This is a genomic window from Sphingobium sp. IP1, from assembly GCF_002708645.1.
In the GTDB taxonomy this organism is placed as follows: Bacteria; Pseudomonadota; Alphaproteobacteria; order Sphingomonadales; family Sphingomonadaceae; genus Sphingobium; species Sphingobium yanoikuyae.
Map to the genome: position 1 here is coordinate 98,516 of NZ_NOIW01000001.1, position 24,650 is coordinate 123,165.

15 protein-coding genes are annotated in these 24,650 nt (G+C 65.3%); 11 read left to right on the forward strand and 4 right to left on the reverse strand.

The genetic code is table 11. From position 1 onward, the window contains the following. Positions 1-158 precede the first annotated feature (158 nt). The 4 genes from CG471_RS00465 to CG471_RS00480 are packed head-to-tail and all read left to right on the forward strand — an operon-like array spanning position 159 to position 6,536. Entirely contained in the window at positions 159-1,568 is a 1,410-nt protein-coding gene (locus CG471_RS00465) for an efflux transporter outer membrane subunit (protein ID WP_099229824.1), read from the forward strand. After that, entirely contained in the window at positions 1,565-2,656 is a 1,092-nt protein-coding gene (locus tag CG471_RS00470; RefSeq protein WP_099229826.1) for an HlyD family secretion protein, read from the forward strand. Before CG471_RS00465 ends, CG471_RS00470 begins: the two co-directional genes overlap by 4 nt. Next, positions 2,653-5,403 carry a ribosome-associated ATPase/putative transporter RbbA gene (gene rbbA, locus CG471_RS00475; RefSeq protein ID WP_180275579.1) on the forward strand — a complete coding sequence of 917 codons (2,751 nt, stop codon included), beginning with the start codon at positions 2,653-2,655 and terminating at the stop codon, positions 5,401-5,403. Before CG471_RS00470 ends, rbbA begins: the two co-directional genes overlap by 4 nt. Positions 5,404-5,408: 5 nt before the next feature. Continuing rightward, entirely contained in the window at positions 5,409-6,536 is a 1,128-nt protein-coding gene (locus CG471_RS00480) for an ABC transporter permease (RefSeq protein WP_099229828.1), read from the forward strand. Positions 6,537-6,551: 15 nt separating this feature from the next. Here CG471_RS00480 and CG471_RS00485 read toward each other — a convergent pair whose 3' ends face one another. Then, positions 6,552-8,204 carry a hypothetical protein gene (locus tag CG471_RS00485; RefSeq protein WP_099229830.1) on the reverse strand — a complete coding sequence of 551 codons (1,653 nt, stop codon included), beginning with the start codon at positions 8,202-8,204 and terminating at the stop codon, positions 6,552-6,554. Positions 8,205-8,440: 236 nt separating this feature from the next. Between CG471_RS00485 and CG471_RS00490 the strand changes: the two genes are divergently transcribed. Beyond that, positions 8,441-9,190: a LytTR family DNA-binding domain-containing protein gene (locus tag CG471_RS00490; protein WP_099229923.1), complete on the forward strand. Its 750-nt coding sequence runs from the start codon at positions 8,441-8,443 to the stop codon at positions 9,188-9,190. Between the two features lie 367 nt (positions 9,191-9,557). Beyond that, on the forward strand, positions 9,558-12,347 hold the full coding sequence (locus CG471_RS00495; protein ID WP_037509160.1) for a TonB-dependent receptor: 2,790 nt from the start codon (positions 9,558-9,560) through the stop codon (positions 12,345-12,347). A gap of 252 nt (positions 12,348-12,599) precedes the next feature. On the opposite strand, the gene CG471_RS00500 is transcribed toward CG471_RS00495, so the two are convergent. After that, positions 12,600-13,622 carry a LacI family DNA-binding transcriptional regulator gene (locus CG471_RS00500; protein ID WP_069337408.1) on the reverse strand — a complete coding sequence of 341 codons (1,023 nt, stop codon included), beginning with the start codon at positions 13,620-13,622 and terminating at the stop codon, positions 12,600-12,602. A gap of 158 nt (positions 13,623-13,780) precedes the next feature. Here CG471_RS00500 and CG471_RS00505 point away from each other — a divergent pair, with 158 nt between their 5' ends. From CG471_RS00505 to CG471_RS00520, 4 genes are all read left to right on the forward strand, one after another. Then, a complete protein-coding gene (locus CG471_RS00505) occupies positions 13,781-15,604 on the forward strand; it encodes an alpha-amylase family glycosyl hydrolase (protein ID WP_099229925.1) in 1,824 nt (607 codons plus the stop codon). Then, positions 15,601-17,217 carry an alpha-glucosidase gene (locus tag CG471_RS00510; protein WP_099229832.1) on the forward strand — a complete coding sequence of 539 codons (1,617 nt, stop codon included), beginning with the start codon at positions 15,601-15,603 and terminating at the stop codon, positions 17,215-17,217. The genes CG471_RS00505 and CG471_RS00510 overlap by 4 nt, the downstream gene beginning before the upstream one ends. A gap of 104 nt (positions 17,218-17,321) precedes the next feature. Beyond that, the gene (locus CG471_RS00515; RefSeq protein ID WP_099229926.1) at positions 17,322-19,379 is read left to right on the forward strand and encodes a glycoside hydrolase family 97 protein; all 2,058 of its coding nucleotides are present in this window, start codon (positions 17,322-17,324) and stop codon (positions 19,377-19,379) included. A gap of 251 nt (positions 19,380-19,630) precedes the next feature. Beyond that, the gene (locus CG471_RS00520; protein WP_099229834.1) at positions 19,631-21,136 is read left to right on the forward strand and encodes an MFS transporter; all 1,506 of its coding nucleotides are present in this window, start codon (positions 19,631-19,633) and stop codon (positions 21,134-21,136) included. A gap of 126 nt (positions 21,137-21,262) precedes the next feature. Here CG471_RS00520 and CG471_RS00525 read toward each other — a convergent pair whose 3' ends face one another. Beyond that, positions 21,263-22,315 (reverse strand): Glu/Leu/Phe/Val dehydrogenase dimerization domain-containing protein, encoded by a 1,053-nt coding sequence (locus CG471_RS00525; protein WP_010338936.1) that lies wholly within the window; start codon positions 22,313-22,315, stop codon positions 21,263-21,265. Between the two features lie 124 nt (positions 22,316-22,439). Between CG471_RS00525 and CG471_RS00530 the strand changes: the two genes are divergently transcribed. Further along, positions 22,440-22,901: an Lrp/AsnC family transcriptional regulator gene (locus CG471_RS00530; RefSeq protein WP_004208390.1), complete on the forward strand. Its 462-nt coding sequence runs from the start codon at positions 22,440-22,442 to the stop codon at positions 22,899-22,901. Positions 22,902-22,940: 39 nt separating this feature from the next. On the opposite strand, the gene CG471_RS00535 is transcribed toward CG471_RS00530, so the two are convergent. After that, a complete protein-coding gene (locus CG471_RS00535; protein WP_069337403.1) occupies positions 22,941-24,617 on the reverse strand; it encodes a M28 family metallopeptidase in 1,677 nt (558 codons plus the stop codon). Between the last annotated feature and the right edge of the window lie 33 nt (positions 24,618-24,650).

Genomic DNA, 24,650 nt, shown 5'->3' on the forward strand with positions numbered 1-24,650 from the left:
ATGTCTCACAAAATCGAGAATAGATGAAGTCAGTCGATGCTATATCGATTGAATAGGGGTCCATGTTGCTCGAAAAGGGGTGCTTGGTGTCGCTTGGAAATTCCGATTTTGCGATAGGTCATGGCGTGAAGGGGAGGGTTATCCCTGAGGCCTTGGCGATGCTTCTGGCTCTTTCCCTGACCGGTTGTTCCTTTGCTCCCGATTATGTTCAGCCGTCCCTGCCGGTGCCCGACAGCTATGCCGTAGCGACGCCGGCCGGGACTTCGCTGGCCGGGCGCGACTGGGAGCAGGTTTTCCCCGATCCCGAATTGCGCAGGCTGGTCGCCCAGGCGCTGGCCAATAATCGCGACATTCGCATCGCCGCCGCCCGCGTGGCGCAGGCGCGCGGCGCCTGGCGGATCGAGGGTGCCTCGCTCTATCCCCAGCTCGATGCGGTGGCGACGGGCACGCGCGGTCAGGCCTTCTACAGCCTGCCGGTGATCGGCGACCAGATCGTCGACGTGAAATCGATCACCGCCCAACTGAGCGCCAGCTGGGAAATCGATTTCTGGGGCCGGCTGCGCAATCTGAAGGAGGCCGCCCGCGAACAGTTTCTGGCGTCCGAGGAATCGCGCCGGGCGGTCGCGACCGACCTGATCGCGCAGGTGGCGCTCGGCTATCTGCTGGAGCGCGAATATGAGGAGCGCGCCGCCCTTACCCAGCAGTCGATCACCACCCGGCAGGAAACGCTGCGCATCATGCGCCGCCGCTATGAGGTGGGGTCGGGGTCGAAGCTGGACCTGGCCCAGTCCCAGGTGCTGCTGGCGCAGGCGGACACCACCATGCATGTGCTGAACCTCGACCGCACGGTCAATCGCAACGCGCTGGCGCTGCTGGTCGGACAGCCGGTGGAGATCGCGCCCGGATCGCCGCGGCTGGCCGGACCGGGCGGCGATTATCAGGTGCCCGCCGGCCTGCCGTCCGAACTGCTCACCAACCGGCCGGACATCGTCGCGGCCGAGCATCAGCTGCGCGCCGCCAATGCCAATATCGGTGCCGCCCGCGCCGCCTTCTTCCCCAATATCAGCCTGACCGGGGCCTATGGCACGACCAGCCCGGACCTCGACGGCCTGTTCGGCGGCAATAGCGAGGTGTGGAGCTTTTCGCCGACGATCCGACTGCCCCTGTTCAACGCCGGTCGGCTGAAGGGCAATCTGGACGTGGCGCAGGCGCGCCGGGACGAGGCCGTCGCTACCTATGAAAAGACGATCCAGTCGGCCTTTCGCGACGTGTCCGACGCGCTGGTCCGGCGGCGCCAGATCGCCCTGCAGATCGGCACCACGCGCCAGCTGGTCGATGCCCAGCGGGAACGGGCGCGCCTCGCCCAGTTGCGGTTCGACAATGGCCGCTCCACCTATCTCGAAGTGCTCGATGCCCAGCGCGACCTGTTCGATGCGGAACAGGCACTGGTCCAGCTTCGCCGGGGGGAACTCTCCAGCATCGTCAGCCTCTATGCCGCCCTGGGCGGCGGCTTTGTGGTCAATCGCGGCATCGCGGCCGCCCCGTCCGGGAACCAGGGGGAACCATGAGCATGAACAAGCGCTGGATCGTCAGGGGGCTGATCGTGGCGGCGGTGGCCGGCATCGCCTTCCTGCTCTGGACGTTGCTGAAGCCGGCCGGCCTGCCCGAAGGCATTGTCGGCGGCAATGGCCGGCTGGAAGCGACCGAGATCGACGTCGCCTCCAAGTCTGCCGGACGGATCAAGGATATCGTCGCGGATGAGGGGCAGCTGGTGCAGGCCGGCGAGATCGTTGCCCATATGGATGTCGACGTGCTGGACGCACAGCGGACCGAGGCCGTCGCGCAACTGGCAGAGGCGCAGAATGCCGTCCTCGTCGCCCAGACCCAGGTCGCCCAGCGCGAGAGCGAGAAGGCCGCCGCCCAGGCAGTGGTGCGCCAGCGCATCGCCGAACTCAACGCCTCGCGCAAGCGCCTTGCCCGGTCCGAAACCCTGGCCCGCGAAGGCGCGACCGCGGTGCAGGAACGCGATGACGACGCCGCCCAGACCGAAGGCGCCGCCGCTGCCGTGGAGGCTGCCCGTGCCCAGCTCGCCTCGGCCGAGGTCGCCATCACCAATGCCCGCAATCAGGTGATCGGATCGCGATCGCGCGTGGAGGCCGGCCGCGCCACCATCCAGCGGATCGAGGCGGACATCAACGACAGCAGCCTGCGCGCGCCACGCGACGGCCGCGTCCAGTATCGCGTCGCCCAGCCCGGCGAGGTGGTGACGGCCGGTGGCCGTGTGCTGAGCCTGGTCGACCTGTCCGACGTGACGATCAGCTTCTTCCTGCCCGCCACCGCCGCCGGCCGCGTCGCCATCGGCAGCGAGGCGCGGATCGTGCTCGATGCCATTCCCGACTATCCGATCCCGGCACGGATCAGCTTCGTTGCCGACGTCGCCCAGTTCACGCCCAAGACGGTGGAAACCCAGAGCGAGCGCGAGAAGATGATGTTCCGGGTCAAGGCCCGGATTGATCCGGCGCTGCTGCGCAAGCATATCGCCCAGGTGAAGACCGGCCTGCCCGGCATGGCCTATGTCCGGATCGATCCGGGCGTTGCCTGGCCCGCCTCGCTTGCGGTCCGCGCCCTTCCCGAAGGATCGCGGGCGGTCCAGTGAACCAGCCCGACCCCATCGGCGCGCCGACGGTCGATCCGGTCGTCCGCCTGTCCGGCGTCCGCCTCCATTATGGCAAAACGCAGGCGCTGCGCGGCATCGATCTCGACATACCGGGCGGGCGGATGATCGGCCTGATCGGCCCCGATGGCGTGGGCAAGTCCAGCCTGCTCTCCCTCGTCGCCGGTGCCCATGTCATCCAGGATGGCGATGTCCATGTGCTGGGCGGCGACATGCGCGACAAGCGCCATCGCAGCGATGTCTGCCCGCGCATCGCCTATATGCCGCAGGGGCTGGGCAAGAATCTCTATCCCACCCTGTCGGTCGAGGAGAATCTGCAGTTTTTCGGCCGCCTGTTCGGCCATGACGGGGCGGAGCGGCGAAGGCGGATCGATGCGCTCACCCGCGCGACCGGCCTCGACCCGTTCCTTGCCCGACCGGCGGGGAAGCTGTCGGGCGGCATGAAGCAGAAGCTGGGCCTGTGCTGCGCGCTGATCCATGATCCCGACCTGTTGATCCTGGACGAGCCGACCACCGGCGTCGATCCGCTGGCCCGCGCCCAATTCTGGGATCTCATCAACGACATCCGCCAGACCCAGGCGCAGATGAGCGTGATTGTCGCCACCGCCTACATGGACGAGGCCCAGCGTTTCGACTGGCTGGTGGCGATGGATGACGGGCAGATCCTCGACACCGGCACCCCGGCCGAGATTTTCGCGCGCACCGGCACCAGTTCGCTGGAGGAGGCCTTCATCGCGCTGCTGCCCGAGGAGAAGAAGCGCGGCCACGAGCCGGTCGTCATCCCGCCGCTCGAAGCCAGCGAGGATGATATCGCCATCGAGGCGCAGGGACTGACCATGCGCTTTGGCGATTTCACTGCGGTCGATCATGTCAGCTTCCGCATTCGCCGGGGCGAGATATTCGGTTTCCTGGGGTCCAATGGCTGCGGCAAGTCGACCACCATGAAGATGCTGACCGGTCTCTTGCCCGCGACCGAGGGCAAGGCCTGGCTGTTCGGCAATGCAGTGGACCCGGACGACATGTCCACGCGCAAGCGGGTCGGCTATATGAGCCAGGCCTTCTCGCTCTACACCGAACTCACCGTCCGCCAGAATCTGGAATTTCACGCTCATCTCTTCCATGTCCCGCGCGAGGATATTCCCGCCCGCGTCGCGGAAATGGCCGATCGGTTCGATCTTGGCCCGGTGATGGAGGAATTGCCCGACAGCCTGCCGCTCGGCATCCGACAGCGCCTCAGCCTTGCCGTGGCGATGGTCCACAAGCCGGAACTGCTGATCCTCGACGAGCCGACCTCCGGCGTCGATCCGGTGGCGCGCGACGGCTTCTGGCGATTGCTGGCGGAACTGTCGCGCCGCGACAAGGTCACGATCTTCATCTCCACCCATTTCATGAACGAGGCGATGCGCTGCGACCGCATGTCGATGATGCATGCCGGCCATGTGCTCGACAGCGATGCGCCCGCGCGCCTGATAGAGAAGCGCGGCGCGCCTGATCTGGAACAGGCCTTCATCGGCTATCTGGTCGATGCCGGCGGCGACACCCGCCCGCCCGACGAGGAAAGCGCCCTCAAGGACATGGCGCAGGCGGAACATGGCACGATCAGGCGCGGCTTCAGCCCGCAACGCGCGCTTACCTATGCCTGGCGCGAGACGCTGGAACTGCAACGCGATCCGGTCCGTGCGACGCTCGCGCTGATCGGCTCGCTGATCCTGATGCTGGTGATCGGCTTCGGCATGACCACCGACATCAACGAACTGAACTATGCCGTGCTGGACCGCGACAACAGCATCCTCAGCCAGAATTATGCGCTCGACATTTCCGGCTCCTCCTATTTCGTCGAACATGCGCCGATCCGCGATTATGACGATCTCGACCGGCGCATGAAGGATGGCGAACTGGCGCTGGTGATCGAGATTCCGCCGGGCTTTGGCCGGGATATCGCGGCCGGGCGACAGGTCACGGTCGGCGCCTGGTTCGACGGCGCCAATCCGCAGCGCGCCGAAACGGTGCAGGGCTATATCCAGGGGCTGCACCAGCATTGGCTGAGCCAGCAGGCGGCCGCGCGCGGCAGCGCGGTCGGCAGCAGCTTCTCGATCGAGAACCGCTATCGCTACAACCCCGATGTGCAGAGCCTGCCGGCGATGGTGCCGATCGTCATCCCGCTGCTGCTGCTCATGCTGCCGGCGATGCTGACCGCGTTGGCGGTGGTGCGCGAAAAGGAGATCGGGTCGATCATCAACCTCTATGTGACGCCGGTCAGCCGCAGCGAATTCCTGCTCGGCAAGCAGCTTCCCTATGTCGTGCTGGCGCTTGTCAACTTCCTGCTGATGGTGCTGATGGCGATCTTCATCTTCGGCGTGCCGGTGAAGGGCAGCTTCCCGACCCTGCTGCTGGCCGCCGCCATCTATTGCGTCACTGCGACCGGCATGGGCCTGCTCGCCTCGGCCGTGACGCGCAGCCAGATCGCCGCGATGTTCCTGGCGATGATCGGCACGATGATCCCGGCCACCACCTATGGCGGCATGACCGACCCCGTCTCCTCGATGGAAGGCAGCGCGCGGATCATCGGCGACATCTATCCCGCCAGCCACATGTTCACCATCAGCCGCGGCGTCTTTGCCAAGGCGCTGGGCTTTTCGGATCTGGCCGGCTCCTTCCTGCCGCTCGCCATTTCCGCGCCGCTGATCGTCGGCATCGCGATCATGCTGCTCAAGAAGCAGGAGGCCTGACGCCGATGCGCGCGACGATTTCCAACATCTACCGGCTGGGCGTGAAGGAGCTGTGGAGCCTGTGGCGCGACCCGATCATGCTGGTGCTGATCCTGTTCGTCTTCACCGTCTCCATCTATACCTCGGCCAATTCCAAGCCGGAAACGCTGCACAATGCAGCCATCGCAATCGTCGATGAGGATGAATCGCCCCTGTCGCAGCGGATCGTCGCGGCCTTCTACCCGCCGCAATTCACGCTGCCCCGGATGATTGCGCCGGCGCAGATCGATCCGGGCATGGACGCGGGCGACTTCACCTTCGTCCTCCACATACCCCATGGCTTCCAGCGCGACGTGCTGGCGGGGCGTTCGGCGGAAATCCAGCTCAACACCGACGCCACGCGCATGAGCCAGGCTTTCTCGGGCAGCAGCTATGTGCAGCAGATCGCAACCGCCGAAGTGAATGAATTCGTCAACCGCTATCGCGCCAACAGCGTGCCCAAGGTCGACCTGGCGGTGCGGGCGCGCTTCAACCCGACGCTCAACCATACCTGGTTCGGCGCCCTGGCACAGATCATCAACCAGATCGCAATGCTGTCGATCATCCTGACCGGCGCGGCGCTGATCCGCGAGCGGGAACATGGCACGATAGAGCATCTGCTGGTGATGCCGGTCACCCCGTTCGAGATCATGCTGTCAAAGGTCTGGTCGATGGGGCTGGTCGTGCTGCTCGCCTCGTCTCTGTCGATCAACCTGGTGGTGCAGGGGTTGATGCACGTGCCCGTCGCCGGATCGCTGGCGCTCTTCTTCGCAGGCGCCGCGCTGGTGCTGTTCTCCACGACCTCGATGGGCATTTTCCTCGCGACGCTAGCGCGCAACATGCCGCAATTCGGCATGCTGATGATCCTCGTGCTGCTGCCGCTGCAGATGCTGTCGGGCGGCACCACCCCGCGCGAATCCATGCCCAAGCTGGTGCAGGATGTGATGCTGTTCGCGCCGACCACCCATTTCGTCGAATTGGGTCAGGCGATCCTGTTCCGGGGCGCCGGCATCGGCGTCGTCTGGCCGCAATTCGCCGCCACCGCCGCGATCGGCATCGCCTTCTTCCTGATCGCGCTCACCCGCTTCCGCCGGACGATCAGTGCCATGGCCTGATCGTCCGGCGGCTCTTCATGGCGCCAGCCGGTCCACGTTCACCCGCTGGCCGTCATATTCGGCAAAGCCCCGGCTGCGCGGCTGGCCATCGGCTTGGGGCGTGAAGTCGATCGCAGCAGGCTTGGGGCCGCCCAGCGGCCCGAAGGTCATCTGGAGCTTCATGATGCCGGGCCGGGGGCCGGTCAGGCGGATGTCCGCTTCGTAGCTGGACTGGCCGCGCATGTTGATCTGCGTCGTCTCGCGCCCGCTATAGACCTGCTTCCCGTCGTCGCTGAAATCGACATAGATTTTCTCGATGGCGCCGCTCGTGCGCCGATATTGGATATGGCCCGACCGCCGGCCATAGACCTTCACGTCGATATTCTGGCTCTTGCCCGCCAGCGCCGACAGGGTGGACAGGTCGGTATCGCCATAGGGCAGGCTGTCGGGCACGGCGCGCGGGGCGACCGCCGGTCCGGCCTTGTATCCGGGCAGGGTGACGATCTGGACCCGCTTGGTCTCGCTGCCGCGCAGCCCCTCGATCCAGGTCGCCCGGCGGCTGTCGGGATGCCAGGACATGGGCGAATGAAACACCCAGTCGGCCTGGCTGCTGAGGTTCGCGCCCTGATAGCCGTCCTCGCGCTGGGATCGGGCGATGTCGATCAGCGCCGGCCCGACATTGCCCGGCCGTGCCGTGCGCACGCCGGTGACGGCATAGGTATAGGCGAACATGCTCAGCCCCATGTTCAGGCTGTCGGGATAGGGGCGGGGCATCAGCCCCAATATCGCCGGGTCGGTCTGCGAAAAGCGGGTGGTCATCACCATGCCCAGCCGCTCGTCCGGCGAGAAGATCGTCGTCTCGGTATAGCCCGGCGTGTCGGTGATCGGCGTCACCTTGCCGCTTGCCAGGTCCATCACCACCGAATCGGGCAGGTCGCGCTTCACCGCGCCGACCAGCGACAGGGCGCTGCCGCCATGGACGAACTGCTTCACCTCGCCGCCGCGGATCGGCGCAGGGATGACGCCATCGGCATGGGCCGGATCGGGACGGAAGGGATCGCTGCTGCTGATGATCTGCGGCCGGGTGACGACATAGCCGTCCGGGCCGCGCGTCAGTTCGCCGGTCAGCACCGCGGCGGAATAATTGGCGAGCAGGGTCGTCCAGGCAATATTTCGATTGTCCGGCGCCACCACCATTTCCGACCAGCGATGCCAGATATGCGCGCCATCGGCCACCTGCGGCGGATAGGTGACCGGCACCAGTTGCGCCTGCGTGCAATCGTCCAGGCTGGTCGGGCATTCGATCACGAAATCGCCCAGGAAGATCCGCTTATTGTCGGCAAACACCATGTAGCGGATGCCATTATCCTTCGGCCGGGCGGGAATCGTTCCGCTGAAGATCGGGCGGATATGGCTGCCATCATCGTCCATGATGGCCAGGTTGATCTGCCGCGGATCGCTTTCGCCCGGTTTGGCATAGGTCAGCAATATCCGGCCCGACGGCGTGTAGGTGGCGCTTTGCGGCCGCATGTCGGCGGGCAATGTCAGGGTGCGGATCACCGGCTGACCGAACAGCGCGCCTTGCGCCCCAGGCCGCGCCAGGGTCGGCGCGCCATCCAGCGCCAGTCCGCCGATCAGGATGGGCAGCATGGCCAATATCGGCAGCCGGGGGGAAGGGGGCTTGGTCACCAGATTCTCTCCTCGTCTCGGCCTTGGCCCAGGGGCGCGGGGCGGCCGTCCAATCTGCTGATGGCACCAGCCCGCCGGCCAGCAAGCGCCAATCCGTTACGCGGAAAGAGGGCTTGCCAATGCCCCGCAAAACCGGGCATTTTCCAGCCGGCGCTTCGCGAACGGGCAGGGCGACAAGCGGGCGGAGAGGGGAATAGCCGATTTTCAACCGACGCATCTTGCTGGAGCTGTGGGCGATGCTGCTGCTGGCCGGCATCATCGGCTTCATGGGGCCGTTCGGCACCTATATGCGCGACGGTCTGCCGGGGCGGATCGGCCATTGGTGGCTGCTGCTGATGGGGGCCTATATCCTCGTCCGGCCGACGATCTGGCTGCTGCGCGGCCTGGCGCGGCGGATCGACCTGTCGGTATCGATCACCGTCTTTTCCGGCGTGTCGCTCTGCGTCGTGCCGCTGGCCTTCCTCTGGCGCAATGTCGGCCGCACCGCCTTTCGCGATCTGGACGGCTTTACCGGCCTGCTGCCCTTTTCCTTCCTCTGCGCGCTCACCGTGCTGGTCGTCACCCACTGGGCCGAACAGACCGACCGGCGGCTGGCCCAGCGGGGCATCCTGCCGCCGCCCATCGATGCCCCGCCTGCCGAAGACGCCGCCGCCACATCGCCCGCAGACCCCGCCCTGCGCCATCGCCTGTCGGCCGGCTTTGCCGGGCCGATCCTGGCGCTGCAGAGCGAGGATCATTATGTCCGCGTCCATGGCGCGGGCGGCAGCGAATTGCTGCTGATGCGGCTGCGCGACGCGATTGCGGAGATGGAGGGGGTGGCCGGCGCGCAGGTGCATCGTAGCTGGTGGATCGCCCATCGGGCCATCCTGCGCTGTGATCCCGCCGGCCGCAGCTGGCTCATCACCCTGGATGGCGGGCTCAGCGTCCCCGTCGCGCGCGATTCGGTCGCCCGACTGCAACGCGCCGGCTTCCTGCCCGCATCCTGACCCGCATCCTGCCCCGATCTGGCGGGCAAAAGAAAACCCCGCCGGAGCAAGCTCGACGACGGGGCCAGGTTCAGGGAGGTGTCACTCCAAAGGGGGGAAGAGTGACAGGACCAATCTAGGAAAGTGCGCGTGGCTTTCAAGCATCAGCTGCATATTTTTGTCGGCGGCTGCGCCCATGCCATCGGTCCTATCACACGGCTGAACCCGCTATTTCGGCCATTTCCGCTACGGTAACCGGCCATGTCGGGAATATGGCTGAATACGTATGCTGGAATCTGTGCAGAGGGACGGGGGCGGCGCTATTTGAACCAGACCGACACATGTCGGCAAGAAACGCTCAAGATGCGTCCTGGGGAGGATCACTGTCATGCATCAATTCCGTCATACCGTCCTGCGCGCTGCGCTGCTGGCAGGGGCTTCCTTCTCGCTCGCCGCGGTCGCCCATGCGCAGACCGACGCCGAAACCGCGACGCCCGCCGCACCCGCCGCCGGCGAATCCGAAGGCATCGTCGTCACCGGCATCCGCGCCTCGCTCGCCTCCGCCGCCAAGGTGAAGCGCGATTCCGTGCTGATCGTCGATTCCATCTCGGCCGAAGATGTCGGCAAGCTGCCCGACGTGTCGATCGCAGACTCGCTTGCCCGCCTGCCCGGCGTCACCGCCCAGCGCCTCGAAGGCCGCGACCAGCGCCTGTCGATCCGCGGCCTTGGCCCGGACTTCTCGACCACCCTGCTCAACGGCCGCGAACAGGTCACCGTCGGCGACAATCGCGGCGTCGAATATGATCAATATCCCTCGGAATTCTTCCAGAACGTCAATGTCTACAAGAGCGCCGATGCCGCGCTGATCGCCGCCGGCATTTCCGGCACGGTCGACCTGCGCATGCTGCGTCCGCTCGACAAGAATGACCGCATCCTCGCCGTGTCGCTGCGCGGCCAGATGAACGGCATGGACAAGCTCAATCCCGATGGCGAACGCTATGGCTATCGCGCCTCGGCCACCTATGTCGATCAGTTCGCCGACGACACGCTGGGCCTGTCGCTGGGCTTCGCCGCCTCGCAGACCCCGTCGCAGAATGAGCGCTTCAACGCCTGGGGCTATCCTACCGATGCCGACGGCAATCTGATCATTGGCGGCGCCAAGCCCTATGTGCAGTCGAACCTGCTGAAGCGCTACGGCATGGTCGGCACGCTGGAATGGCAGCCGAGCGACAATTTCCACTCGACCTTCGACGTCCTCGCCTCGCATTTCGAGGAAGAACAGCGCCTGCGCGGCATCGAATTCCCGCTCGTCTGGGGCACCGACGTCGGCGTCAGCGACGTGACGGTCGAAAATGGCTTCGTCACCGGCGCCACCTTCTCCAACGTCTATGGCGTTCAGCGCAACGACTATAACAAGCGCAAGGCCGACACCATTTCGCTCGGCTGGAACAACGACATCCGCCTGAACGATCGGCTCAAGCTCAATGTCGACGCCAGCTGGTCGCGCGCCAAGCGCACCGACTTCCTGCTCGAAACCTATTCGGGCACCGGCTATCTGCGGTCGGGCGTGTCCGACACGGTGCGCGTCGAGCGCCAGTCGAACGGCCTGTTCAGCATCGTGCCGACGCTCGACTATACCGACACCAACGTCATCAGCCTGACCGACCCCAATGGCTGGGGCTATAACGGCACCACCGCCGTCGTGCAGGCGGGCTTCCTCAACCGGCCCAAGTTCATCGACGACATGAAGTCGTTCCGCGCCAACCTGGTCGGCGACATTTCCGGCAGCATCTTCAGCAACTGGGAAGTCGGCGGCAATTACAGCCGGCGCAAGAAGACCAGCGCCTATACCAGCTATTTCCTCTGCCCCACCGGCGGCACGGATTGCACCATCGCCAATGGCACGCCCGGCTCGGCGCCGGTGCCGCAGGAAGCGCTGCTCGGCAAGAATGTCTCGCTCGACTATCTGGGCGTGCCGGCGATGCTGACGCTCGATCCGCTCTATCTCTACAACAACACGCTCGACGCCGTGTTCGACAATCGTCCCTCGTCGCTGGTGCGCGACAATGTCGTGAAGGAAGATGTCTTCACCGGCTATGCCAAGATGACGCTGGACGGCGATCTGGGCGGCAAGCCGCTCAAGGGCGCGATCGGCGTGCAGGTGATCCACACCCGCCAGGCGTCGACTGGCACCATCTCCAACTTCTCCAACGGCGTCGTCACCGTCGTCCCGGCCTCGGGCAAGGAGAGCTTCACCAATTTCCTGCCCAGCGCACAGTTCTCGGTCGAGCTGGAACCCGGCTTCTTCGTGAAGATGGGTGCGGCCCAGACCATGGTGCGTCCGCGCATGGACCAGGAACGCATCAACCAGGAATATAATTTCAACCTGGCCAATGTCGGCCTCGGCTCCGACCCGCAGTACAGCCCGTTCAGCTCGAACGGCGGCAACATCGCGCTGCGTCCCTATCAGTCGACCAATATCGACCTGTCGATCGAGAAATATTTTCCGGGCGGCGGCTATGTCTCGCTCGCGGGCTATTTCAAGAATTTGACCGACTTCGTCGATCCCAACAACAATATCGCCTATGATTTCTCGGACGTGCTGGCCTCGCTGCCCGCCGACATCCGCAACCAGATCATCGCCGACGGCAGCTATATCGGCCTGCTGAAGGCCCCGGCCAACACCGGCAAGGGCACGATCATGGGGGCGGAAGGCACCGTCTCGCTGCCGTTCAAGGTATTCAGCGAAACGCTCGACGGCTTCGGTATCTTCGCCAGCGGGTCCTACACCCACAGCGAAGTCAAATATGGCAGCAACCCGACCGATGTCGTCACCCTGCCGGGCCTGTCCAAATGGGTCGCCAGCGGCACGGCCTATTATGAAAAGAGCGGTTTCCAGGCGCGCGTCTCCTATCGCTATCGCTCTTCCTTCCTGGGCGAAGTCGCCGGCCTTTCGGCCGCGCCGACCTTCCGCACCGCCAAGGCAGAGGGCATTCTCGACGCGCAGATCGGCTATGAATTCCAGTCGGGGCCGCTCACCGGCCTGTCGATCCTGCTGCAGGGCAAGAACCTCACCGACCAGCCCTTCGTCACCTATCAGAATGGCGATAAGCGCCAGGTCATCGACTATCAGCGCTACGGCCGCGATTATTATCTGGGCCTGACCTATAAGTTCTGATCGGCCTTCGCGCCGGTCGGGCAAGTCCTGAAATTCCTCCCCGGATTGCCCGACTGCACGCGGGCAATCCCCCTCCCCGGACCGCCACCCCTTAGAGGGGAGGGCGGTCCGTTTTTCTTTGGGGGGAGGGCGCGTATCGCTCCTCGCTCGTCATGCCAGCGAAGGCTGGCATCCCACTGCCTTGTTTGCGCTCAAGAAAAGAGAGATCCCAGCTTCCGCTGGGATGACGCATGTGAGGAAGGGGAGGAAGTTCTAAGCCGTCATCCGCGTGATCAGCCGGGGCGCCAGCAGCGTCGGCGTTACCGGCTTGCGGTCGATCTGGCCGATCAGCGCGTCGACCAGCACTTCGCCCGCGTGCAGATAATCCTGCGCCACGGTGGTCAGCGGCTGCCGCGTCAGGCTGGCGGCGGGGATATCGTCGAAGCCGATCAGGGCGACGTCGCCGGGCACTGACAGCCCATGTTCGTCCAGCGCCCGCATCGCGCCGATCGCGATCAGGTCGGACCCGGCAAAGATCGCGTCGAACGTCACGCCGCGCGCGATCAGCCGGCTTGCCGCCTCATAACCCGACTGTTCGGTCGACAGCGCATCGACATGCAGGCCGGGGTCGACCGCATGCCCCGCCTCGCGCAGCACGTCGGACAGGCCAGCATAACGGTCGCGAAATTCGGGATAATGGCTCGATGCGTCGCCCAGGAACGCAATCCGGCTGCATCCGCGCGCGATCAGGTGGGCGCCCGCGTCCCGCCCGCCGCGCCGGTTGTCGCAGCCGATCGTCATCCCCAGCGCATGCTGGTCGACCGATCCCCAGCGCACGAAATGCGTGCCCTGCGCCACCAACTGCTCCAGCCGGGTGCGATAGATTTCATAGTCGCCATAGCCCAGCAGGATGATGCCGTCGGCCTTGCGGCTATCCTCATAATCGACATGCCAGTCGGTCGATAACTGCTGGAAACTGGTCAGCAAATCATAGCCGCGCTTGGCGCAGGTCTGCAGGATCGGCCCCAGCATCGACAGGAAGAAGGGATTGATCCAGCTTTCGTCGGGCAGCAGATCCTCGAAGAACAAAAGGGCCAGCGTATTGCTCTTGCCCCGCCGCAGCGAGGATGCATTCTTGTCCACCGTATAGTTGAGCTGCCGCGCGATCGCCTCGACCCGCAGCCGCGTCGCCTCGCTCACCGTCTTGTCGCCGCGCAGCGCGCGCGACACGGTCGGCTGGGACACGCCGGCCAGCGTGGCGATGTCGAAGGATGTCACTTTGTCGTTGGCGGCCATGGCGCGACCCTACGCCAGCGAGTCTCCATTGGGAATAGAAGGGTTTGAAACCGGTCTGAATACGTATGCCGCTCCCTTGGCCCGCCCTGTCCCCGCCGACTAAGAAGGGGCCAAGCCGCGGCAATCGGGCACAAGCGGCAATGGGAGGGATGAAGGCCATGCGCGGACGAACGGCAATGCTGCTGGCTGCGCTCTGCGCGCTTCCCGTTCCGGCGATGGCACAGGATGACGGCTTCCGCGCCCGCCTGCCCGAAGATGAAGTCATCTATTTCGTCCTGCCCGACCGGTTCGACAATGCCGACCCCGCCAATGACAAGGGCGGCCTGAAGGGCGACCGGCTCCAGACCGGCTATGATCCCGCGTCCAAGGGCTTCTACCATGGCGGCGATATCCAGGGGCTGATCCGCCGGCTCGATTATATTCAGGGGCTGGGCGCCACCGCCATCTGGGTCGGCCCGATCTTCCGCAACAAGCCGGTGCAGGGGCCCAAGGGGCAGGAAAGCGCCGGCTATCACGGTTACTGGATCACCGATTTCGAGCATGTCGATCCGCATTTCGGCACCGACGCGGATTTCGCCGCGCTGGTGAAGGCTGCCCATGGCCGGGGGATGAAAGTCTATATGGACATCATCGCCAACCATACGGCCGACGTGATCCGCTATCGCGAATGCGCCGACCGGCCCTGTCCCTATCGCTCGCGCGCGGACTATCCCTATCAGCGCCGCGGCGGCGTGGCCGGCCCTGCGATCAATCCGGGCTTTGCCGGCGACGCCGATCATAGCGCCACCAATTTCGGCAAGCTCACCGACCCCGCCTATGCCTATACCCCCTTCGTGCCGAAGGGCGAGCAGGCGGTGAAGAACCCGGCCTGGCTCAACGATGTGCGCTATTATCATAATCGCGGCGAGACGACCTATTCGGGCGAGAGCGCGACCATGGGCGACTTTGCCGGGCTCGACGATCTGATGACCGAACATCCGCGCGTGATTGCCGGCATGATCGACATATTCGGCGGCTGGATCGACCGCTTCGGCATTGACGGCTTCCGCATCGACACCGCCCGCCATGTCGATCCGCATTTCTGGCAGCAGTTCGTCCCCGCCATGCAGGCGCGGGCCAGGGCGCGCGGCATCCCCAATTTCCATGTCTTCGGCGAAGTCTATGTCGAGACGGTCGATGCCGGCCCGCTTGCCTGGCACCCCCGCGAAGGCGGCTTTCCCGCCGTGCTCGACTTCGCCTTCCGCCAGGCCGCGCTGGAAACCGTCGCGGGCAAGGCGGCGACCGCCACCTGGGAACGCATGCTGACCGGCGACGCCCTCTATCAGGGCGGCGCCGCCACCGCGCGCCAGTTGCCGACCTTCGTCAGCAATCATGACGCCGGCCGTTTCGCCACCTTCGTCCGCCGCGCCTTCCCGCAGGCGGGCGAGGACGAGGTGCTGCGTCGGGTGATGCTCGCCAACGCCATGCTGCTGACGCTGCGCGGCGTGCCGACCATCTATTATGGCGATGAACAGGGTTTCGTCGGCGATGGCGGCGATCAGGACGCGCGCGAGGATATGTTCGGCAGCCAGGTGGCGAGCTATAACGACAATCGCCTGCTCGGCAGCACTGCCACCACCGCCACCCCGCGCTTCGATCCTGCCCATCCGCTCTATCGCGAGATTGCGGCGCTCGCCCGCCTGCGCACCGGCCATGCCGCGCTGCGCCGGGGCAGCGAGACGATCCGCGCGCGCGGCGACGAGCCGGGCCTGTTCGCCGTCTCCCGCTTCGATCCCGACACGGGTGCGGAATATCTGATCGCCTTCAACACATCGACCGCGCCGATCAGGGCGCAGGTTCAGGTGGACGCTGCCTCCACCGCTTTCGACACCCTAGCCGGCGCGGCCTGTGCCCCGCGCGCATCCGCGCCCGGCAGCCTCGCCCTCGACCTTCCTCCCCTTGGCTACAGCGTCTGCGCTGTACGGAGCGCTAATCCGCAATGACCGACGCACTGACCGATATGGCTCCCTGGTGGCGCGGCGCCACCATCTACCAGATCTACCCGCGCAGCTTCGCCGACTCCAATGGCGACGGCATTGGCGATCTGGCCGGCATCACCGCCCATCTTCCCTATGTCGCCTCGCTGGGCGTCGACGCCATCTGGCTCTCGCCCTTCTTCAAGAGCCCGATGCGCGATTTCGGCTATGACGTGTCGGATTATTGCGATGTCGATCCGATCTTCGGCACGCTCGCCGATTTCGACGCGCTGATCGCCCGCGCCCATGACCTCGGCCTGCGCATCATCGTCGATCAGGTCTGGGCCCATACCTCCGACGAACATCCCTGGTTCATCGAAAGCCGTTCCAGCCGCCAGAACGACCATGCCGACTGGTATGTCTGGGCCGATGCGAAGCCCGACGGCACGCCGCCCAACAACTGGCAGTCGGTGTTCGGCGGCCCGGCCTGGACCTGGGACGCGCGGCGCGGCCAATACTACATGCACAATTTCCTGAAGGAACAGCCGCAGATCAACCTGCACAATGGAAAGGTGCAGGCGGCGGTGCTGGATATCGTGCGCTTCTGGCTCGATCGCGGCGTCGACGGCTTCCGCATCGACGCGATCAACCATTCGATGCCCGACCCGCAACTGCGCGACAATCCGCCCGCGCCCGAAGACGGCCGCATCCGCACGCGTCCCTATGATTTCCAGATCAAGCGCTACAGCCAGAGCCACCCGGACATTCCACTGTTCCTGGAAAAGGTGCGTTCGGTGTTCGACGAATATCCCGATCGCTTCACCGTCGCCGAAGTCGGCGGGGATGACAGCGATGCCGAGATGAAGGCCTTCACCCAGGGCGATCATCGCCTCAACACCGCCTATGGCTTCGACTTCCTCTACGCCCCCAAATTGACCGCGCCGTTCCTGAAAGACGCGCTGTCGCGCTGGCCGGCGGAGCAGGGGATTGGCTGGCCCAGCTGGGCGTTCGAGAATCATGATGCGCCGCGCGCCGTCTCGCGCTGGGCCGGCGACATCGACGCCCATGCCTATTGCCGGATGAAGATGCTGCTGCTCGCCTGCCTGCGCGGCAATATCTTCCTCTATTATGGCGAGGAACTGGGCCTGCCGCAGGTCGATATCGCATTCGAGGATCTGCAGGATCCCGAAGCGATCGCCAACTGGCCGCTGACCCTGTCGCGCGACGGCGCCCGCACGCCCATGCCCTGGACCGGCGCGGCGCTCTGGCTCGGCTTCTCCGATGCCAGGCCCTGGCTACCGGTGGGGGAGGCGCATCGCCCGCTCGCCGTCGATGCGCAGGAAGCCGACCCTGCCTCGCTGCTCCACTGGACGCGCGAGGTGCTGGCCCTGCGCAATGCCACCCCGGCGCTGCGCAGCGGCACGATCACCTTTCTCGACACGCCGGACGATCTGCTCGCCTTTGAACGGACGCAGGACGGGCAGCAGCGCCTCTGCGTCTTCAACCTCGGCACCAGCCCCGTCGCCTGGCGCCCGGCCGATGCGGACCGCTGGCAGGTCGAACTGTCGACCGGCCGCATCGCCGACTGGAATTTCGCCCCCGCATCCGGCCTCGTCGCCGCCTTTGACCATTCAGAATGACATTCTCCCTCGTCATTGCGAGCGTAGCGAAGCAATCCAAATGGACTGCCCATGGATTGCTTCGCTGCGCTCGCAATGACGCGCCGAAAGACAAGGATTTTTCCATGAAGCGACTGACCGCGCTCGCTCTCCCGCTCATTGCCCTGGCGCTCGCGCCCACCGCCGCGCGCGCCGATGTGGTGGCCAGGGCCGCCTCGCCCGACGGCCATATCACCCTCACCATCAGCCTCGATGGCGAAGGTCGCCCCAGCTATGCCGTGCAGCGCAATGGCAAGCCGCTGATCGCCGACAGTCGCCTCGGCTTCATGTTCACCGACGCGCCCAAGATCGAGCGCAACCTGACGCTGGCCGATGCCAGGCAGGCGAGCAGCGACACGAGCTGGACCCAGCCCTGGGGTGAATGGACTAGGATCCGCGACCATCATAATGAGCTGACGCTGGTGTTCCGCGAGAAGGGCGATCTCCAGCGCGAGATGGACGTGACCTTCCGCCTGTTCGATGACGGCGTCGCCTTCCGCTACAGCCTGCCCGACCAGGCGAATCTCCATCACGCCAACATTGCCGAGGAACTGACCCAGTTCGCCTTTGCTGAAGGGGGCACGGCCTGGTGGAAGCCCGCCTATGAGTGGAACCGCGAGGAATATCTCTACAACCGCACCCCGCTCGACGCGGTCGGCACTGCCCAGACGGTGATGACGGTGAAGCTGGCCGACGGCACTCATGTCGCCCTGCATGAAGCCGCGCTGGTCGATTATGCCGGCATGAATCTCGCCCGCGCCGAGGGCAACACGTTCCGAGCCGATCTGACGCCGGGGGCAGGCGCGCCCAAAGTGTCGCGCGACGCCGGCTTCTCCACCCCCTGGCGCACCATCGCCGTCGCCGACGATGCCGCCGGCCTCTACATGAACCACATGATCCTGAACTTGAACGAGCCCAACAAGCTCGGCGACGTTTCCAGCTGGATCAAGCCGGGCAAGTTTGTCGGCGTGTGGTGGAACATGATCAAGGGCGAATGGAGCTGGGCGCGCGGACCCAAACATGGCGCCACCACCGCCAATGTTCGCCGCTACATCGATTTCGCCGCTGCCAGCGGCATCCCCGCCGTGCTGGTCGAGGGCTGGAATGTCGGCTGGGACGGCAACTGGTTCGGCAATGGCAAGGATATGAACTTCTCGCAGCCGACCGAGGATTTCGACGCTGACGGCCTGGCCGCCTATGCGAAATCCAAGGGCGTCACCCTGATCGGCCATCATGAAACCGGCGGATCGGCCAGCCATTATGACGGCCAGCTCGATACTGCCTTCAAATGGGCGGCCGACCATGGCGAGCAGGTGGTGAAGACCGGCTATGTCACCGATGCCGGCCAGATCGAGCGGGTCGACGCCGATGGCGCGAAGCATCGCGAATGGCATGAAGGCCAGTGGATGGTGAACCATTATCTGCGCGTCGTGCAGACCGCCGCCAAATATCATGTCAGCATCGACAGCCATGAACCGGTCAAGGACACGGGCCTGCGCCGCACCTATCCCAACTGGGTCGCGCGCGAAGGCGGCCGGGGCATGGAATATAATGCCTGGGTCGGCGGCAAGAACCCGCCAGAGCATGAGGCGAACCTGGTCTTCACCCAGTTGCTGGGCGGCCCGATGGACTTCACCCCCGGCGTGCTCAGCCTGTCGGGTTCGGAAGGCAGCACGATCCACTCGACCATCGCCAAGCAGCTCGCCCTTTATGTCGTCCTCTATTCGCCGGTGGTGATGGCGGCCGACACGCCGGAAAATTACGCCAGATATCCCGGCCCCTTCCAGTTCATCAAGGATGTGCCGACCGACTGGTCCGATACCCGCGTCTTGAATGGCGAGGTCGGCGACTATGTCACCATCGCGCGCAAGGCGAAGGGCAGCGACGACTGGTATCTGGGCGCGGTCGGCGACGAACAGGCGCGCTCGTCCAAGGTCACGCTCGACTTCCTCGATGCCGGCCGCAGCTACACCGCGCAAATCTATCGCGACGGCCCCGGCGCCGACTATCGCACCGAGGCACGCCACGCGATCGTGATCGAAAAGAAGCAGGTCAAGAAGGGCGATGTCCTTAGCCTCGACCTGGCGCCGGGTGGCGGCCAGGCGATCCGCTTCGTCGCCAGCGGCGGCAAGCGCAAGCGGTGACAGTCCAGTGAACCTCGTCATTGCGAGGGCCGCAGGCCCGCGGCAATCCATTGGATTGCTTCACCCGGCTATCGCCGGGTTCGCAATGACGAAGCGGCTATGGCCTGTCCTACAGGAAGGCGCTCCTTTATGCTGCGGATTGCAAGGGCCCCGCAGAAGGCAGACTTTCCGATAGGATCAGGCGCTCGCAACTTAATGTCAAAATGTGCGGGAAATGTGCGAAGTTAAGGCGAAGGATGGGGATGGCCGGAATGAATGAGATGGGGCTGGAACCGGGCGCGACGACGTCCGATGGCCGGCCGCGCCAGGGCTTCTGGGGGCTGTGGAATATCAGCTTCGGCTTCTTCGGCATCCAGATCGGCTTCGCGCTGCAAAACGCCAACATGTCGCGCATCTTCCAGTCGCTGGGGGAAAATCTCGACAATCTCGCCCTGCTGTGGATCGCCGCGCCGCTGACCGGCCTGCTGGTCCAGCCGGTGATCGGTCATTATAGCGATCGCACCTGGTGCCGCCTCGGCCGGCGTCGGCCCTATTTCTTCGCCGGTGCGCTGTTCGCGGCGCTCGCTTTGTTCGGCATGCCCAATGCGCCCGGCCTGATGGCCGCCGCGTTGATGCTCTGGATCCTCGACGCCTCGCTCAACGTCTCGATGGAGCCGTTCCGCGCCTTTGTCGGCGACATGCTGGCGAAGGAACAGCATATGGCCGGCTATGCGATCCAGACCGCCTTCATCGGCACCGGCGCGGTGATCGGCTCCTCCACCCCCTGGCTGCTCGACCAGATGGGCGTCTCCAATGTCGCGCCCGCCGGCATGATCCCCGACACGGTGCGCATCAGCTTCTATATCGGCGGCGCCGCGCTGTTCCTCGCCGTGCTCTGGACCGTGCTCACCACCCGCGAATATTCACCCGAGCAGATGGCCAGCTTTGCCCAGGCCAGCGACGCGGCAAGCCAGGAGGCGGCGGCGCCGGTCCCCGCCGGTGGTCCGCTCTGGATCGTCGCTGGCCTCGCCATCATCGCCGCTGTCTGGGGCTGGGCGCTGGAAAAGGAGCTGTATCTGCTGGGCGGGCTGCTTGCCGCCTATGGCATCGCCCGCATCGTCGCGCGGGCCCTTCATGCGCAGGGTCGGACCGACAATCTGCTCAGCCATGTGGTCGGCAATTTCGCGACCATGCCGGCGATGATGAAGAAGCTGGCGCTGGTCCAGTTCTTCACCTGGTCGGCGCTGTTCATCATGTGGATCTATACTACGCCGGTGGTCGCCCAATATGTCTTCGGCTCGGCCGATCCGACCAGCGCCGCCTATAATGAAGGGGGCAATTGGGTCGGCATCCTGTTCGCCACCTATAACGGCGTCGCCGCCTTCGCCGCGCCCTTCCTGCTCCAGCCGCTTGCCCGCCGCATCGGCCAGGCCCGGACCCATGCGCTGGCGCTGACGCTCGGCGCGCTCGGCTTCCTGTCCTTCCTGGTCCTGCGCGATGCACAGGCGCTGCTATTGTCGGAAGTGGCGATCGGCATTGCCTGGGCCTCGACCCTCGCCATGCCCTATGCGATGCTCGCCTCCAGCGTGCCGCAGACCAAGCTCGGCATCTATATGGGGCTGTTCAACGCCTTCGTCGTCATCCCGCAATTGCTGGTGGCGACGGTGATGGGCACGATCATGCGCCATTTCTTCCCGACCGAACCGATCTGGACCATGGCCTTTGCCGGCGCCGTCATGCTGCTGGCGGCGCTCGCCACCCTGCGCTGCCGGGACTGACCGACAGCGCAGAGGGGAAGGGGGACTATCAAGGCGTGATGGGCTTTCCACATCACGCCTTGATCAAGCCCGGGCGGCGTCTGAGCGTTTCAAGCCGCTGATGCGCAGCATCATTGCGGCTTGCAATCACGCCGCCTGGCGTTCGGCCTCGCCGATGATGGCCTCGGCCATTTCGTCGGCGACCAGCGCGGGGGAGCGCTCCTCGCGCTTGGCCTGGTCCAGTATCTGGGCGACCCGGCCACCGATCTGGTCGACGCGGGCGGCGACGCTGGCGCGGTCCTCGCCCAGATATTCGGCCGACACGCTGATGATACCACCGGCATTGGCGACATAGTCGGGCACATAGACGATGCCGCGCGTCCGCAGCAGCTCGGCCACATCGGGCGTCGCCAACTGGTTGTTGGCCGCGCCGCAGACCAGGCGGGCCTGCATCGCCGCCACGCTCTGCGGATCGAGCGCGCCGCCCAGGGCGCAAGGAGCAAAGATGTCCGCCTCGACCGCGGCGATGTCGGCCACGTCCACCACATTCGCGTTCAGCACGGCGGCCAGCGTGTTGCGGCGGCGCGGATCGATGTCGGCGATCACCAGGCGGGCGCCGGCATCGGCCAGGCGACGGCACAGTGCCGCGCCGACATTGCCGGTGCCCTGCACCGCGACCGTCAGGTCGGACAGTTCGGCACCCAGCGACTGGCGGGCGGCCGCCTGCATCGCCTCGAACACGCCCAGCGCGGTCCAGGGCGACGGATCGCCGCCGGCCGCGCCCTCGGCGACATCCAGCCCGGCGACATGACGGGTCTGGCTGGCGACCGCCTGCATGTCGGCGACGCTGGTGCCGACATCCTCGGCCGTGACATAGGTGCCACCCAGTTCCTCGACCGCGCGGCCGAACGCCTGGAACAGCGCGACCCGGTCAAACTCGCCTTCGGGCCGGCGCAGCACCGCCTTGGCGCCGCCAAAGGGCAGGCCGGCCATGGCATTCTTGTAGCTCATGCCCTCGGCCAGGCGGCAGGCGTCGTCCAGCGCCGCGCCGATGTCGGCATAATGCCAGAAGCGGCAGCCACCGGCGCCCGGCCCGATCGCGGTGCTGTGGATGGCAATCACGCCGTCCAGCCCGCTGGCGGGATCAAGCAGCCGCACCGACTGCATCGGCGGGTTCAGGCGGGCAGGACGGGAAACCATATTCTTCTCCTCGGGATGATGCCGCCTTATCGCCGGTCTCTGGAGAAGAATCTTGCCTGATTTGAAGCCCGATATCGCCAATATGAGGATGAATTATCCTGCCATCGTCGATATGTAGGAAAATATGATCGAACTCGACCATTTCGAGCGGAAGATTCTCCGCGAATTGCAGCGCGATGCCAGCCAGACCACGGCGGAGATTGCGGACAAGGTCGGGCTGACCCCGTCGCCCTGCTGGCGCCGCATCGACCGGCTGGAAAAGGAAGGGCTGATCCGCAAGCGGGTGGCCTTGCTCGACCGGCGCAAGGTCGGCCTCAATGCCCAGGTCTTCGCTCAGGTAAAGCTCAACGCCCATGGCCGTGCCAATCTGGACGAATTCAGCGCCGCGATCGGCGGATTTCCCGAAGTGCTGGAGGCGTTCGTGCTGCTCGGCACGATGGATTTCATGCTGCGCATCGTGGCCAAGGATATCGAGGCCTATGAACGCTTCTTCTTCGAACGGCTGAGCAAGCTGCCCGGCGTCCAGGAAATCAACTCGACCGTCGCCCTGTCCGAAATCAAGTCGACCCACGAACTGCCGATATGACATGGCGGCCGGTAGGCACCGGCCGCCACGCCTCACATCTTATTTGCGCTGCGCCTGGCTGGCGTCGCGGGCCGCGCGGAATTCGCTGTCGCTCGACCAGTTGGGCCAGTCATGGCCGTCGGCCACGCGGCGACCGACATTGTAGAGCAGGGTCATGTCGCCCTCCCAGCTGCTGGTGTTCCAGCTGTCGTCATATTGGTCGGCCGGCTGGTGATAGCGATCGCGAGTATAGATATCGCCCAGTTCCTTGCCGCGCGCCGCGCCGCCATTCACCAGTTCGCGGCCCGGATTGAACGAGATGGCGGGCACGCCGCGCTTGGCCATCGGGAAATGGTCAGAACGGTAGAAGCTGCCCGCTTCGGGGCGCGCATCCGGCGTATAATGGCGGCCCAGCTTCTCGCCTTCCTGCGTCAGCAGGGTCAGCAGGTCCAGCTTGGCCGCGCCGGAGATGGAGAAATTGACCGTCTTCTCGGCGGCGAAGGGACCGTCCATGTTGATGACGCCGGCCGTGGTCGCCAGCGGGCGCAGCGGATTGTCGGCATAATATTCCGACCCCAGCAGGCCCTTCTCCTCGGCCGTCACCGCCAGGAAGAGGACGGAACGTTCGGGCTTCGGTCCCTTGGCATAGGCGCGGGCCAGTTCCAGCAGCGCGGCGGTGCCCGACGCATTGTCGCGCGCGCCATTATAGATGGTGTCGCCCTTCGCGTCCGGCGCGCCGATGCCCAGATGGTCCCAGTGGGCGGAATAGATGACGGTCTCGTCGGGATATTTGCTGCCCGGCAGGATTCCCGCGACATTGTGCGAGGTGATGATTTCCGACTTCACCGCATAGTCGGCGCTCATCGTCGCTTTCAGGGGAATGGGCTTGAAGTCCTTCTTGCGCGCGGCCGCCTTGGCCGCTTCGAAATCGACGCCCGACGCGGCCAGCAGCTTGGCGGCCAGATCCTTCTGGATCCAGCCTTCCATCTGGGTGTGGGCGCTCTTGGGATCGGCGCGGACAATGTCGAACATGGTGTTGGTGTTGCTGTTCTTGACCGTCGCCCAGCCATAGGATGCCGGCTCGCTTTCATGCACCACCAGCACGCCGGCCGCGCCCTGGCGCGCGGCTTCTTCATATTTGTAGGTCCAGCGGCCATAATAGGTCATCAGCTTGCCGCCGAAATCGCCTTCGCCGCCCTCGAAATCGGGGTCGTTGACCAGCACGACCATGATCTTGCCTTTAAGGTCCACGCCCTTGAAATCGTCCCAGCCGCGTTCGGGCGCCTTCACGCCATAGCCGACGAAGACCAGCGGCAGGTTGGCGAACTTGACCGCCGACTGGCCGGTCTCGGCCGCGCGCACGGCGATTTCCGTGCCCTGGGTCAGCGGCTGGGCCGCGCCGCCCACGGTCATCGACAGGCTGGGCGTGCCGGTGATGTTCGACATGCGCAGCGGCACGTCCTGGAACCATGTGCCCTTGTCGCCGGCGGGCTTCAGCCCGGCCGCCGCCATCTGCTTGGCGATATAGTCGATCGTCTTGGTCTCGGCGCGGGTCGCCGGGCCACGGCCTTCAAACTCGTCGCTGGCCAGGATCTTGATGTCGTTGACGATGCGCGCGACGTCGAATTGCGGCGCGGTCGTGGCCGCCACGGCCAGGGCGGAAGCGGACAGCAGCCCGGCACAGGCCAGCGTCCGCCATGCGGCGCGGGAGGCACGGGACAGCGGCGACATCGTCATGGGTAACTCCTTATCTCTCTTGGATATTGCGCG

What these genes read in the sequence shown, in the direction of transcription:
- CG471_RS00510 (WP_099229832.1), top strand. Translation starts at nt 15,601, where the DNA reads ATGACCGACGCACTGACCGATATGGCTCCCTGGTGGCGCGGCGCCACC.
- CG471_RS00490 (WP_099229923.1), top strand. Translation starts at nt 8,441, where the DNA reads ATGCTGCTGCTGGCCGGCATCATCGGCTTCATGGGGCCGTTCGGCACC.
- CG471_RS00505 (WP_099229925.1), top strand. Translation starts at nt 13,781, where the DNA reads ATGCGCGGACGAACGGCAATGCTGCTGGCTGCGCTCTGCGCGCTTCCC.
- CG471_RS00515 (WP_099229926.1), top strand. Translation starts at nt 17,322, where the DNA reads ATGAAGCGACTGACCGCGCTCGCTCTCCCGCTCATTGCCCTGGCGCTC.
- CG471_RS00535 (WP_069337403.1), bottom strand. Translation starts at nt 24,617, where the DNA reads ATGACGATGTCGCCGCTGTCCCGTGCCTCCCGCGCCGCATGGCGGACG.
- CG471_RS00520 (WP_099229834.1), top strand. Translation starts at nt 19,631, where the DNA reads ATGAATGAGATGGGGCTGGAACCGGGCGCGACGACGTCCGATGGCCGG.
- CG471_RS00480 (WP_099229828.1), top strand. Translation starts at nt 5,409, where the DNA reads ATGCGCGCGACGATTTCCAACATCTACCGGCTGGGCGTGAAGGAGCTG.
- CG471_RS00500 (WP_069337408.1), bottom strand. Translation starts at nt 13,622, where the DNA reads ATGGCCGCCAACGACAAAGTGACATCCTTCGACATCGCCACGCTGGCC.
- CG471_RS00470 (WP_099229826.1), top strand. Translation starts at nt 1,565, where the DNA reads ATGAGCATGAACAAGCGCTGGATCGTCAGGGGGCTGATCGTGGCGGCG.
- CG471_RS00525 (WP_010338936.1), bottom strand. Translation starts at nt 22,315, where the DNA reads ATGGTTTCCCGTCCTGCCCGCCTGAACCCGCCGATGCAGTCGGTGCGG.
- CG471_RS00530 (WP_004208390.1), top strand. Translation starts at nt 22,440, where the DNA reads ATGATCGAACTCGACCATTTCGAGCGGAAGATTCTCCGCGAATTGCAG.
- CG471_RS00465 (WP_099229824.1), top strand. Translation starts at nt 159, where the DNA reads ATGCTTCTGGCTCTTTCCCTGACCGGTTGTTCCTTTGCTCCCGATTAT.
- CG471_RS00495 (WP_037509160.1), top strand. Translation starts at nt 9,558, where the DNA reads ATGCATCAATTCCGTCATACCGTCCTGCGCGCTGCGCTGCTGGCAGGG.